This is a genomic window from Mesorhizobium sp. M1342 (assembly GCF_040317955.1).
Classification (GTDB): Bacteria; Pseudomonadota; Alphaproteobacteria; order Rhizobiales; family Rhizobiaceae; genus Mesorhizobium.
Genome location: NZ_JAMYLI010000048.1, coordinates 1 through 12,912 on the forward strand (window position 1 = coordinate 1; position 12,912 = coordinate 12,912).

9 protein-coding genes are annotated in these 12,912 nt (G+C 60.1%); 5 read left to right on the top strand and 4 right to left on the bottom strand.

The window, feature by feature from the left end:
• Nucleotides 1–929 precede the first annotated feature (929 nt).
• Genes NKH06_RS30820 through NKH06_RS30840 form a run of 5 tightly spaced genes read left to right on the top strand, consistent with a single transcriptional unit; the run spans nucleotide 930 to nucleotide 8,526 of the window.
• Nucleotides 930–3,665, top strand: coding sequence for an AMP-binding protein (locus tag NKH06_RS30820; protein ID WP_502914518.1), 2,736 nt, complete (start codon nucleotides 930–932; stop codon nucleotides 3,663–3,665).
• Nucleotides 3,662–4,645 carry an NAD(+) synthase gene (gene nadE / locus NKH06_RS30825; RefSeq protein ID WP_032908690.1) on the top strand — a complete coding sequence of 328 codons (984 nt, stop codon included), beginning with the start codon at nucleotides 3,662–3,664 and terminating at the stop codon, nucleotides 4,643–4,645. Before NKH06_RS30820 ends, nadE begins: the two co-directional genes overlap by 4 nt.
• A gap of 3 nt (nucleotides 4,646–4,648) precedes the next feature.
• On the top strand, nucleotides 4,649–6,670 hold the full coding sequence (gene asnB, locus NKH06_RS30830) for an asparagine synthase (glutamine-hydrolyzing) (protein ID WP_023808957.1): 2,022 nt from the start codon (nucleotides 4,649–4,651) through the stop codon (nucleotides 6,668–6,670).
• Entirely contained in the window at nucleotides 6,667–8,220 is a 1,554-nt protein-coding gene (locus NKH06_RS30835) for a class I adenylate-forming enzyme family protein (RefSeq protein WP_031212342.1), read from the top strand. Before asnB ends, NKH06_RS30835 begins: the two co-directional genes overlap by 4 nt.
• A 39-nt stretch (nucleotides 8,221–8,259) precedes the next feature.
• Nucleotides 8,260–8,526 carry an acyl carrier protein gene (locus tag NKH06_RS30840; protein WP_013533122.1) on the top strand — a complete coding sequence of 89 codons (267 nt, stop codon included), beginning with the start codon at nucleotides 8,260–8,262 and terminating at the stop codon, nucleotides 8,524–8,526.
• Nucleotides 8,527–8,586: 60 nt separating this feature from the next.
• Here the strand turns inward: NKH06_RS30840 and NKH06_RS30845 are convergent, their stop codons facing one another.
• The 4 genes from NKH06_RS30845 to NKH06_RS30860 form a co-directional block, all read right to left on the bottom strand.
• The gene (locus tag NKH06_RS30845) at nucleotides 8,587–9,330 is read right to left on the bottom strand and encodes a N5-glutamine methyltransferase family protein (protein ID WP_050592622.1); all 744 of its coding nucleotides are present in this window, start codon (nucleotides 9,328–9,330) and stop codon (nucleotides 8,587–8,589) included.
• Between the two features lie 63 nt (nucleotides 9,331–9,393).
• Complete coding sequence (locus tag NKH06_RS30850) at nucleotides 9,394–10,656, bottom strand: polysaccharide biosynthesis/export family protein (protein WP_023808954.1); 1,263 nt, start codon at nucleotides 10,654–10,656, stop codon at nucleotides 9,394–9,396.
• A gap of 16 nt (nucleotides 10,657–10,672) precedes the next feature.
• Nucleotides 10,673–11,902 carry a hypothetical protein gene (locus tag NKH06_RS30855; RefSeq protein WP_031212341.1) on the bottom strand — a complete coding sequence of 410 codons (1,230 nt, stop codon included), beginning with the start codon at nucleotides 11,900–11,902 and terminating at the stop codon, nucleotides 10,673–10,675.
• Complete coding sequence (locus NKH06_RS30860) at nucleotides 11,899–12,903, bottom strand: SDR family NAD(P)-dependent oxidoreductase (RefSeq protein ID WP_023808953.1); 1,005 nt, start codon at nucleotides 12,901–12,903, stop codon at nucleotides 11,899–11,901. Before NKH06_RS30860 ends, NKH06_RS30855 begins: the two co-directional genes overlap by 4 nt.
• Between the last annotated feature and the right edge of the window lie 9 nt (nucleotides 12,904–12,912).

Consider the following 12,912-nt stretch of genomic DNA (forward strand, 5'->3'; position numbering starts at 1 on the left):
CTCGTCGAAACCATCGAGGCAGCCGAATGCAAGAACTACTTCGAAAACGCAGGCTACGCTTCCGTCAAAATATGAAACGCTCTAGGAACGATTCCGGCCGGCTGCCGTTGCCTAACATTAGATATCTCTTATGGAATCTGCGAAATGCCGCTGTGTCAGAATCTATGCCCTCTTGAAATGACATTCAAATGCCCGCGTTGCGGATTGGCTTTGCTGAAACCCGGGCGCTGGTTTCAGGTTGCATCCAAATATCGCTGCGAGGGGTGTCACAGCGAAATCCGGATCACTTATCCCGACAAGATTGCACTATTCCAGAAGTATGCGGCTTCGCAACGCGAGGGTCCATCTCCGCCAAAGCATAGCTCAGTCCTGGCCAAGTCATTCAGCGGCTAGGCCATGGTCCTGCCAGGGCAGTCTGAACGCTGACTGCCGGCGGTAGTGCTGCCTGTTGCATGGAACGAAATCCGTTCCTTGCGGTTGGGAGTTCATGCCTCCAGCTACACGTAATTGAGCCGGCCATGCCCTGCAGTCAGGAGCAGTGATGCAAACATACCTGGTAGAGCAAATGGAAGGGGACGACGTAGTTGCGGCGAGTAATGTCAATGCGTCCAGCCCGTTCACGGCGGCGACTATATCAACAGGACGCCAGGTTACCCTGCGGACATGGGAAAACAACTGGGTTCGTGTCACGGATGAGCTTGGAGGAGAAGTATTCGCATATTGCTTCGTTTCAGGCGCCGGCGAAGCGGACAGCAGCGCACAGCCCGACACCTCGGTAAGGTAGTCCCACAGCCCGGGCGGGCGCAGGCTTGCATGCTCAACTTCGAACGATTCAAGCGATCAAGACCGCCTGGCGCATCATCCGAATGATTGATGAAAAGATCATGCCGCGGGGCGATAAGCGGCAACAATCCTAGCGTGGGGCCCTTATGTCTCTGGCGCATTTAGAATCTTCGAGGGCGATTCGAACGGTGCAGACTGACTACCAACCGGTGGTCTCTTGTCGATGGTCAAAAGTTCCCGATCATGCTCTTGACGAGGGCGGGCCCGTTCTACGTCTGCATCAACGGATGGGAACTGGCTTCGTCGACATTCCGGTCTTTGATCACCTGAGGGAAATCGCCGGGCATTATTCCGAAAAATTAGCCGCCAGCGACGGCACCAACCGACTGACCTATTCCGAGCTTTTTCGGGCGGTCGAGGCCTTGGCCAGCCGGATTGAAGCCGTCGTTCCCGACGGAAATGCGGTTGGAATACTTCAGGCCAACTCGGTCTGGTACACAGTTGCGATGCTGGCCAGCATGGCATCCGGTCGACCGTCAGTACCGCTTAACGTGCGAGATCCGGACTCGCGCATCAACGAAATCGTCGCCGACGCGAGGCTCTCCGCCATAATTGGCGACAAAGGCATCCATGGCCTTGATCTGCCCCAGCACGTTGCCCGGATCGAGATAGCGCAATCGTTGCAGGCAACGCTTCGTCCAGCTGAACACCGTACCGTTTCTGTCGATGCACCGGCAATGGTGCTTTATACCTCCGGCAGCACGGGCCGCCCCAAGGGGATTGTCAACAGCCAGCGGAGCTTGCTGTGCCGAGTGCAGCAATATGTCGACGCCTGCCACATCAATGCGCAGGATGTTTTCCTGCCCCTGACCGGCCCGGCAACCATCGCCGGTTGCCGGGAAATCCTTGCTGCTCTTCTTACGGGTGCTACGTTGCAGCTTGTGGAGGTCGAAGCCGTCGGCCTGCGCTCGGTTCGCGGCCGCATGCAATCGGAAGGCGTGACGATCACGTATCTGGTGCCGGCATTGCTTCGCGCTCTCCTGGCGGATGAGCCCGCGGACGCCTTTGGTTCACTCAGGGTTGCCCGAATTGGAGGCGAGAAGGTGTCCTCGGCCGACATCCGCCTGGTGCGCAAGGCTGTCCCGCCAACTTGCCTGGTGCAGATCGGCTATTCATCGACGGAAACGACTGGATCGCAGTGGTTCTTGCCGCACGATTGGCCGGAATTCGATTCCTCAGCTCCCGTCGGTTGGCTGCTTCCGGGAATCAGCTTCGCAATTGTCGATGAAGAGGGTTACCCGGTTCAGCCCGGCAAGATCGGAGAACTGTTGATCAGAAGCCCGTATGTCGCACTCGGATATTGGGAAAACGGGGCAGTTGTTCCGTTTGAAATAGATCCCGCCGACCAGACGCTTCGTATCTTTGCAACGGGCGATCTTGTGCAAATTGGGAGTGATGGCCTGTTGCGGATCATCGGTCGCAAAGGGCGCCAGATAAAGGTCAATGGGCGGCGCGTTGAGCCGGCCGAACTCGAACGGGTTCTGCGTGGCGCGCCGTCGGTGAAGGATGCCGTGGTTATCGTCACCCCGGCGAATGAACTGGTTGCGTTCGCCGTACCGCACGGCAGGGCGGGAGTCAGTTTTTGCGACGAGCTGCGCCAATTTGCCAGGACAAAATTGCCGCCGGCGCTTTGCCCGCTGCGGCTCCATGCAAGCGCCGAGATACCGCGGCTGGCCAGCGGAAAGATCGATATGGCAATGCTGGCTGCAATCGACCTTTCGGTGCGGGAAACAACGCCCCCACCGCAAATCGCCCATGCGGGAAATGAAGTTCCTGCTCATCAGATCGTACGGCGTGCCTGGACCAAGGTCCTTAAAACGCGGGTCGCACTGGGGTGCTGGGATGGAGCGGGGGGAGATTCGCTGAAGCTGCTGCATTGCGTGATGGAAATCGAAAGCGCGATCGGGCAAGAGCTCGGATTGGAAGCCTTCACGGTTGGAATGAGCTTCGATGAGATGGTTGCAGCGGTCATTTCCGCTCAAGGAGGCGGAGAGCACGCGCCCGCCTGGAAACACGAGCCTCCGCTGCTTTTCCTTTTCCCCGGGTCGGTCGGCTATGGTCCGAGCCTTGCTTCGTTCGCATCAGCAATAAGCAAGGTCGCCAGGGTGTCTCCCATCAGATATCCGGCCCTGGGCATGATCCTGCAAGGTCAGAACACTGTCGCCGCAATGGTCGAAGCTGCAATTGATCATATCAACCGCGTGCAGCCGACCGGCTGTGTTCGCCTGCTTGGCCACTCGCTCGGAGGAGCGGTCGCTTTTGAGGTTGCCGCGCGTCTGCTTGATCAAGGGCGAGCGGTAGCGTTCACGGGCATTCTGGATACCAGCCTGGTTGGCGAGCGCAGCAAGCGTTGGGAGACCATTACCCGGACATTTCACCGGATCCGAACCAATCGTATATCGGCTAGTCGGGTGGCGTGTCGCGCGCTTGCCAAGGTCGCGGTCAAAATGCACTGCGAATCCCGGCTTGCCGGCTTCCTCGACCGCTATGCCGAGGGTCAGTTCAATCCGACGAGCTTCAGAACCAAACTGGAACTGCAGGAGGTTCTGCGGGCGCGGGCCTTCTTCCAATGGCTGACAGAACCTAGGCCGATACTGCCGATCACCGGCACCTTGTTCCGTTGCGCGCGGCCCGGAATGCCCCTTGCACTCGGGTGGGATCGGGCATTCGTCCATCTGGACGTCATTCCGATCGCCGGCACCCACATCGACATGGTCGTGGAGCCTCATCTGACCGTCAATCGCCCACTCATCGAAAACGCTGTGACCGAGACCTACTCTTCAATCGAGTCACGCAAACAGGAGGCAGTGTCATCGACCTGATCGGCGAATTCAGCAGCGATGTGCTGGCGCTCGATGCCCGGCTGGAGATCGATCGCATCGTCGAGACTTTGCGCGAACAGGTTCTCGGCACACAACGGCGTCGCGGAGTGGTCGTCGGGCTCTCCGGAGGCATCGACAGTTCGGTCGTCGCAACGGTGTGCGCACGGGCGTTCGGAAAGTACAAGGTACTGGGCCTGTTCATGCCGGAGCGCGATTCGTCAGGCGACTCGTTGAGGCTTGGCCGCAGCGTCGCTGGGCAGCTTGGCATCGACACCATCCTTGAAGATATCGAGCCGGCGCTCGAAGGCATTGGCGCCTACGCCCGACAGATCGAGGCCATCCGAACTGCCGTCCCTGGATATGGCGAAGGCTGGAAATGCAAGCTGGTCATGGCATCGGTGCTGGAGAGCAGCGGCCTCAATATCACGCGCCTTACGGTCGAGGATCCGGACGGAAAGATCGACACCGTGCGTCTGTCGCCGGCGGCTTACCTGCAGATCGTCGCTGCTACCAACTACAAGCAGCGGGTTCGCAAGATGACCGAATATTATCATGCGGACCGCCTCAACTATGCAGTGGCAGGCACGCCAAACCGGCTCGAATACGACCAGGGCTTCTTCGTCAAGCAGGGCGACGGCGTCGCCGATGTGATGCCTATCGTCCATCTCTACAAGACCCAGGTTTACCAGCTGGCGGAATATCTCGGGATTGACACGGAGGTCCGAACAAGGCCGCCGACCACGGACACGTTTTCCATGGCGCAAACCCAGGAGGAGTTCTACTTCGCCTTGCCCTATCAGTTAATGGATTTGTGCCTCTACGGCATGAATCACGGAATTTCGGCCGGCGCGGTCGCCGCCGCCGCCGGCCTCACGGCCGAGCAGGTCGAGAAGGTCTATAAGGATATCGTCAGCAAACGCCGCGCCGCACGCTACCTTCACGCACGGCCGCAGCTGTCCGCTGCGATGGACAGGGATTGACCCATGTGCGGCATCGCCGGAATTGTGGCGCTGAAAGCGGCTGCGGAGCCTCCGTCACGAGCCGCGCTTCTGAGAATGGCAGCCGCGCTCTCCCATCGAGGTCCGGACGAAAGCGGCCTTTACCGCGACAAGCGAGCGGGGCTGGCGCATACCCGCCTGTCGGTCATCGATCTCTCGACCGGACAGCAGCCTCTCGCCGACACAGGCAATACCACCTGGATCGTGTTCAACGGCGAGATCTTCAACTACGTCGAGTTGCGTGACCAACTCATAGCCCTGGGACATCGTTTCCGCACCCGCAGCGATACGGAGGTCGTCGTGCATGCCTACCGCGCCTGGGGCGTGGGCGCGTTCGAGCGGCTGAACGGGCAGTGGGCACTCGCCATCTGGGACTCGCTGACAGGCCGCCTCGTCCTGTCGCGCGACCGGTTCGGCATCTGCCCGCTGCATTTGTGCGAACACGCTGGCCGCCTGCATTTCGCCAGCGAAGTTAAGGCCATCTTCGCAGCCGACCCGGCGATACCGCGGGCCTTCGATCCGGCGGGGGTCGACCAGACTTTCACGCTGTGGACCGTCGTACCGCCGCAAGGCGTATTTCAGGGAGTACAGGAACTTACCCCCGGCCATGTCCGCATCTACGACAATGGCAGCGTTCGTGAGCAGGCTTTCTGGAAACCTTGCTATCCCGAGAGCGAGGACCTGTCCCATGGCACCTTCAGGGGCTCGCTGGAGGATGCGGTGGACGAAGTGCGCGGCGCCTTGCAGGCCGCGACGGCGCTTAGGATGGTGAAGGCGGATGTGCCGGTCGGCTGCTACCTTTCCGGCGGGCTCGACAGCTCACTTGTCGCCATGCTCGGGAGGCGCTTCGCCGGCGCGCCGTTCCAGACTTTCTCGTTGCGTTTTGCTGACGCCGAATATGATGAAACCCGTTACCAGCGGCTGGTTGCAAGTGCGAGCGGCGGCGAGCACCACGAGGTGATGGTTTCGCGCAGTGACATCGCCGACATCTTCCCAGATGTGATCCGTCACGCCGAGCGTCCGATTCTCAGGACGGCGCCGGCGCCGTTGTTCCTTCTCTCGAGGCTGGTGCGCGAACATGGCATCAAGGTCGTGCTGACCGGCGAAGGGGCCGACGAGATGTTCGCCGGCTACGACCTGTTCCGGGAAGGCAAGGTCCGCCGCTTCTGGGGGCGGCAGCCCGCCTCTGCCCGACGCGCGCGACTGCTGGAACGCCTCTACCCTTATCTGAGCCGCTCGCCGGTCAAGCAGCAGGCGATGGCGCGCCAGTTCTTTGGACATGGTATCCATGCATTTGGCGCGCCCGGCTTCGCGCATGATACCCGCTGGCGCACCACCAGCGCCATCAAACGGCTGTTCTCGGCCGACATGCACGCCGAAACGGCGCGTCACGACGTGGTGGCGGACCTGCTCTGCCGCCTGCCCGAAGAGTTTCAACGATGGGGTCCTCTCGCGCAGGACCAGTATCTTGAGATCAGGACGCTGATGTCGGGCTACCTGCTCTCCTCGCAGGGAGACAGGATGCTGATGGCCCATTCCGTCGAAGGGCGGTTCCCGTTCCTGGACGACAGGCTGGTGGCCTTGGCGAATTCGCTACCGGCCGACTACAAGCTGCGCATTCTGGATGAGAAACACGTGCTGAAGCGTGTGGCGAAATCGATCGTGCCCGCGGAAGTCGTGGCCCGCAAGAAGCAACCCTACCGGGCGCCCAACGCACTTTGCTTCATCGGCGATAGCGCACCCGCCTATGTCCGCGAAGCACTCTCGGAGACTGCCCTGCGCGCGGCGAATGTCTTTGATCCGAACTCGGTCGCGCGCCTGCTGGACAAATGCGCTGCCAAGACCGGCGATGGGGATCTGTCCAACTCGGACAACATGGCGTTGGTCGGCGTGCTGTCGACGCAGCTCCTCCATCAGCAGTTTGTCGCAAGCCGCCCTTCGAGCGGGTGTGCGGTCGACCTCAGGATAGATGTCGATCACCTGCACAGGCAAGAGGTGCTGGTATGATGCATGGCGCCGTCCCTCTGCTGCACGACTACCTCAGCCATTCGGCCGGCCGGCTCGGCGACAAGGTGGCGCTGGTGTGCGGCGGGCACCGGCTCGCCTATGATGAGCTTGAGACACGTTCCAACGCGGTCGCCCATCATCTCGTCACGTCCGGGGTCGCCCCCGGTGACCGCGTCATGATCTTCGCCGACAACACCGTCGAGACCGTGGTCAGCTTCTGGGCGGTTCTCAAGGCGAGCGCCGTTGTGTGCGTCGTCAATCCGCTCACCAAGAGCGACAAGCTGGGGTATTTGCTCAACGATTGCCTGCCGGCGGCATTGATCACCGACAAACATTTGCAGCCGATCTTTACTGAGCCGGCGCGTAACTGTCCGTCGCTGCGGCGGCTCATCGTCTCCGGTCAGGTGGACGACGCCGAGCTCCGGGGATTGCCGCATGCCGTGCGCTGGGATGAGGCGGCTGCCGGCCACGGCAAAGCGCCGGCCCGCCGCCGCATCGATATCGATCTCGCAGCCATCATCTACACGTCGGGCTCGACCGGCGAACCCAAAGGCGTGATGCTGACACACAGGAACATGATGGCAGCCTGCGCGTCTATCGCCTCGTACCTCGAGCTTGGCGAAGACGACGTGATCCTCAATGTCTTGCCCCTGGCCTTCGATTACGGCCTCTATCAGATGATAATGGCATTCCGTACCGGGGCGCGGTTGGTCCTCGAGCGCTCGTTTGCCTTCCCCGCACAGATACTTGCGATCATCGAAAGGGAGAGAGTTACAGGCTTTCCCGGCGTGCCGACCATCTTTGCCGCGCTGTCGGATCTCAAGACGCTGAAGGCAAATGATTTTGCAAGCATAAGGTATGTCACGAACACTGCTGCGGCACTGCCGCTCAAGCACATTCGCCTGCTCCAGGAACTGTTTGCCGATGCCCGGATCTATTCGATGTACGGCCTGACCGAATGCAAACGCTGCACCTATCTTCCGCCGGAAGATCTTGCGCGAAAACCGTTGAGCGTGGGGATCGCCATCCCGAACACCGAAATGTGGATTGTCGATGAGGATGACCGAAAGGTCGGTCCCAATGTCGTCGGCCAGTTGGTCATCCGCGGAGCAACGGTCATGAAGGGCTACTGGGGTAAGCCGGAGGCTACCGCGAGGAAGCTCAAGCCTGGCCCTTTGCCCGGCGAGCAGGTTCTGTACACCGGCGACTACTGCCGAATGGACGAGGAAGGGTACCTCTATTTTGTCGGCCGCAGCGATGAGATCATAAAATCGCGGGGAGAAAAGGTGGCGCCTAGGGAAGTCGAAAACGTGCTGATGGAAATCCCGGGAGTACGGGAAGCCGCGGTTGTCGGAGTTCCCGACGACCTGCTGGGGCAAGCAGTGAAAGCGTTTGTCGTCATGGAGCAAGGAACGATCATAGGCGAAAAGCAGCTGCGGATGGAATGTCAGAAGCGGTTGGAAAACTTCATGATTCCGAAGTCCATCCAAATTGTGTCCAGTCTACCGATGACGGACACGGGCAAGCTCAAGAAAATAGCGCTGTCATAAAGCGATACCTGGAAATCATTTGGATCGGAGGCCAATTCAATGCTGAGCACGAACAACAGAATTGACACCTACAGCGATCAGATACGCGCCTTTCTGGCGTCAAATTTCTACGTGGCCGACCCGCGTGCCCTGGAGGTTGAAACGTCGTTGCTCGACCAGGGCATCATAGACTCGACTGGAGTGCTTGAAGTTATCGGCTTCGTCGAGGAGACATTCGGCATCACTGTCGAGGACAGTGAACTTCTGCCTGAGAATTTCGATTCCATCCAGGGAATTGCACGTTACGTGGTGAGCAAGGAAAACTGATCGCCGGGCGATGGTAATAAGGGCGTCTTCCCAACCGAGCGCGCAAACCCATGGCGCGGCTCACGCTGGCGTTCTGGCTCGTGCACAAACCACCCTGGCTTCACCAGCATTGTTCGCAACCGTGCGAATGCTCTCGTAGCCTTTGGAACGTTCAACCAAACTCATGACCTGCCGGTCCTGGCCAAGCCCGACCTCGAAAAGCAGCATACCACCTTGCCGCAGATAGCGCCGCGCCTCCTTGATCACCCGCATGTGAATGCTCAGGCCGTAGGGCCCGGCAGCGAACGCCTCACGTGGTTCAAGTTCCATCAAATGCGCGCGGTCGTTTTCGAGCCGCTTCTCGGAGATGTAAGGCGGGTTGCAAACGACCAGATCGATCGTGCCTTCGAGCTCCAGACCCGAGAAGGAATTGAACAGGTCGCCCTGCAGCACCGAAATGCGTCCGGCCAGGCCAAGATGGGCGACGTTCCGGCACGTGGTTTCTACACAGCTGTCAGTGAGATCGCTCGCCCAGACGCGCGCGGTGGGGACCTTGTATCCAATGGCGCAGGCGAGATTGCCTGCCCCGCAGCACATGTCGACGACACGCGGGACCGGCCGATTAAGTTCACGCAGCACATTGAGGGCGGTGCAGCCGAGCAATTCCGTCTCCGGGCGAGGGACGAGCACGCCGGGCGCGACAACCAACTTCAGTCCCATGAAGTCGGTGCGGCCGGTGCTGTAGGCGCTGGCGACATCTATTTCACCAATCACGACAAACCCGCTTTCTTGATTTTCCCATGCTCGATTTCTCAGGTCGCCCATGTCTTCATGCTGTGAGGCGAGGCATCAGCCTCATCGTTCCCGGCTAGGTTCACGTCCGCGTAGCTACTGGATCGCCGCACTCTGCAGGTCGCTGCTGAACCTCACCTCGATCGTGTCTCCAGGCGCGACCTCAGTGTCCTGGTCGACCGGTCGACTTCTCGACGCGTCGCCGGCCCCGCCGGTTATTGTGATCCGCGCCTGGAAGGTTTCGCCGGCGACCGGCAGTGGAAGAGCGGACGCCCCTGATGGCTGAAGCTTCTGGCTGGCTGCGTGGAGCCTTGCAGTGGTCTCGGCGAGGCGAAGGTCGGTGTCCCTCAACTCGTTCAGAAGGCCGATCCTTCGTTGATTTTCATTGCGTTCCTGCTGCCTGACGAAGTCTTCCTGCTGGCGTCGCGTTCTCATGAGTTCGACCGACGTCTCGAGCGCCCGGCTCGACGACATCAGCACGGCACGTCTGACGTCGGCGAGCCTGCTGTTGGTCAGGTTGCCCGATTCGAACGATTTGGTGACCCGCGCCAGATCGTCCTCATCCTGTTTCACCGCGGCCGCTTCCGTCTGCTCGCGCTTGAGCAGAACCTCGACCTCAGCCTCGGCATCCTTGGCGGTCTTGTCGAGATAGCTTTGCTCCTGTTGAAAATTGTTCAGCGAAATTCTGAGACCCTCCGCTTCCGCCTGCGCGACCGCCGATATCAATGCATTCGACAGGGGCGAACCTTGCGGCGGCTGCATGTCAAATTCTGCCTGGTTCTGAAGTTCGGCGCGGATACGGGCGCCATGAAAGTAGTCCCTGATATAATCCCCCCAGATCGACTCGTAGTCGCGTCGCAGATCAACGGGATCAGGTCCGCTTTGGCTTGCCCGCGACCGCAGAAGGCTGAAACCGCCGGCGACCGCAATCGCCTGCCGGACTGTCATGAGTGGCCGGTAAGCCTGCTGCCCTGGCGTCAGCACATCGCCAGTCACGTAGATCGGCCGGTACTCCGCGATCACGGCCGTGACGTCGCTCGGCTTGATGACGATCATTTGCTCCCGTCCATCAGGCAGACGCTGGTGGACGATCTTGGTTGGCAGCACCGCTTCCATGCGCGTCTGCAATTCAGCCGGCGTCAACCCGCCAACTGGGATCATCCCGAACTCGGGCAGCGCGATCGAGCCATCCATCTGGACAATCGCGCGTTGCGTTCGTTCCGCTATGGAGGCAATTCCTATCTCTACCGTGTCGCCGGGGGAAAGCTTGTAGGCCACCGGCGCTTCAGCCGCGGCTGCGATATCCAGGGCCAGGCAGCCGGCAAGCGCTGCAAAGAAAATTCGGCTAACGAAGGCCATTGATGGCAATCTCCCTTTAATTCAAGCTCGGCTGCTGCGGCCAATCGAGACGGGCGACGAATTCGTAGACCGGCCCACCAGGCACCCCCCAATTGCTCGACCAGATCACTTGCGACCCATCAGGGGACGGTGAGGCATGTGTCTCGCTCCAATAGTCAAATGGAGCGTTTCGCGTCTGCACGATGCGTCGGACCTCCTGACGACCGTCAACACGCAGCGCGATCACTTCGCGCGTGTATGGCGCCCAGTTTGGATGGCTCCGAACCTCATCGGGATTGCCCCCGTAACTTATAAATGCCCATTCGGGCCTGTCCAAAGCACGCAGCGACGTATGCTCGGCCTCACCGTACTTCGTGAGCGACGTGACCTTTCCATCGGACAGCCGACGCTTGATCACCTGATATTCGTCCGGAGCGGATTTGCTGGTTCCGACGTAAATCTCGCTACCATCCGCATCGAGAGTCAAATCGCCATGGCCGGGCCGATGATGGTCCTTCCACCTCTGGCGCAGGGTGCCGTCGACTGCGAAAATGGCTCGCTGCTCGGTGCCGTCGACCAGGTTTTGGAAACACAGGATGTTTTCTCCAAGCGGAGAAATGGTGCAGGAACTGGTCGTTCCGGCAACCTGGGCGAGATCGATGTCCGGGTATTTCAGACGCCGGTCGATGTCGTATGCGAAGACGACGGCAGCTCCATCATCGCGGGTCGCGCGTACGGCAATGCGGTTGCCGTCACGACTAGGATTTCCCTTGGACGGGCCGAATTCGAGATCCCGATATTTCGTTGCGGCATACACTATGTCCTCACGATTGGTGCGGGGAGCCCAAGTCGAGATCTTTTGACCGTCGACACAGATCATCATCTCCGCCTTTCGAGGGCGCCATTCGCACTCACCCGACTTGTTGCGGTGAAACAAAGGGAGGTAGGTTTTCCCGTCGAGGAAACACATGCCGTTGCAGCCGTTCATGAGGACGAGGAGGCTCTGATCCGCATTCCACGCTTGCGCGCTCGAGTATCGGTGACTGCAATATATCTTGCCGCAGACAATTCCGCTGCCAAGAGCTCCGGGCTGGGTAATCCGAGTAAAGCTGATCCCTGTCGCCGGATCAGTGACAGGTTTCAGGTAAGCGGGCAGATCCATTGACGGCTCCGTGCCTGCCGCACCGCTCGGCCGGTTTCCGGCTGTGTGCAGCGCCAGCAGAGCGGCCATCAGCAGCACAGCCGGTATGAGCCGCGGAAAGGTCATGTCATATAGCTCATTTCACGACGGACGCGGCCTTCGCTGAGGCGCGAGCGCCACCACTCGATGGTCCTTTCCAGACCATCACGCAGGCTCGTATGTGCCCGCCATCCGACTTTACTTTCAAGGTTTGAGGAATCGGCGAGCAACGCACGAACCTCGGAGTTCTGCGGCCGCACCCGGCTTTCATCGCGGCGGACCGGTTTCCTGGTGCCACTCAACTCGAGCACCAACTCCAAAACGTCCGAGACACTGGCGGCGCGCTGGCTGCCGGCATTGTAGGCATGGCCAAATTCAAGCTTGGCCGCCCCTGCCGCCACAAATGCCGCCGCAGTGTCTTCCACAAAGGTAAGGTCGCGGATAGGGCTGGTGTCGCCGACCATGATCGCCGAACAGTTCTCGTCCAGAGCCTGCCTTATGATGGTCGGCACGATGGCCCGCTCGCTCTGGCGCGGCCCGTATGTATTGAACGGTCGCAGGATCACCACCGGCACATCGAAGGACCTGGCATAGGACGCCGCCATCATGTCCGCGCCGATCTTGGATGCGGAGTAGGGGGATTGTCCCTGCAACGGGTGGGATTCGTGGATCGGCATGGTCAGAGCGGTGCCATAAACCTCGCTTGTGGACGTATGCACAATGCGCTCGGTTTCCCAGTGGCGTGCCGCTTCGAGGACATTCACGGTACCCAGCACATTGGTTTCCACATAGGATTGGGCAGCCGCATAGGAATAGGGAATCGCAATCAGCGCAGCCAGATGAAACACCACCGCCTGGCCGCGCACGATCCGGTTGATGAAGGCGCTGTCACGAACGTCCCCCCGAATGCACTGCAACTGGCTTCGAACGTGGTCGGGCAAATCATCCAGCCAGCCATGGCTGTCGAACGAGTTGTAGAGGGCCAGTGCCGTGACATCGGCACCTTCGCGCACCAGCGCTTCCGTGAGGTGGGATCCGATAAATCCATCCGCACCCGTGACCAGGACCTTCCTGCCGTGATAGTTCACGACCGTGCA

Bases quoted from the DNA above. Each gene is read 5' to 3' on its own strand.
- NKH06_RS30820 (WP_502914518.1), top strand. From the start codon at position 930: ATGTCTCTGGCGCATTTAGAATCTTCGAGGGCGATTCGAACGGTGCAG.
- NKH06_RS30850 (WP_023808954.1), bottom strand. From the start codon at position 10,656: ATGGCCTTCGTTAGCCGAATTTTCTTTGCAGCGCTTGCCGGCTGCCTG.
- NKH06_RS30845 (WP_050592622.1), bottom strand. From the start codon at position 9,330: ATGGGCGACCTGAGAAATCGAGCATGGGAAAATCAAGAAAGCGGGTTT.
- asnB (WP_023808957.1), top strand. From the start codon at position 4,649: ATGTGCGGCATCGCCGGAATTGTGGCGCTGAAAGCGGCTGCGGAGCCT.
- NKH06_RS30840 (WP_013533122.1), top strand. From the start codon at position 8,260: ATGCTGAGCACGAACAACAGAATTGACACCTACAGCGATCAGATACGC.
- NKH06_RS30835 (WP_031212342.1), top strand. From the start codon at position 6,667: ATGATGCATGGCGCCGTCCCTCTGCTGCACGACTACCTCAGCCATTCG.
- NKH06_RS30855 (WP_031212341.1), bottom strand. From the start codon at position 11,902: ATGACCTTTCCGCGGCTCATACCGGCTGTGCTGCTGATGGCCGCTCTG.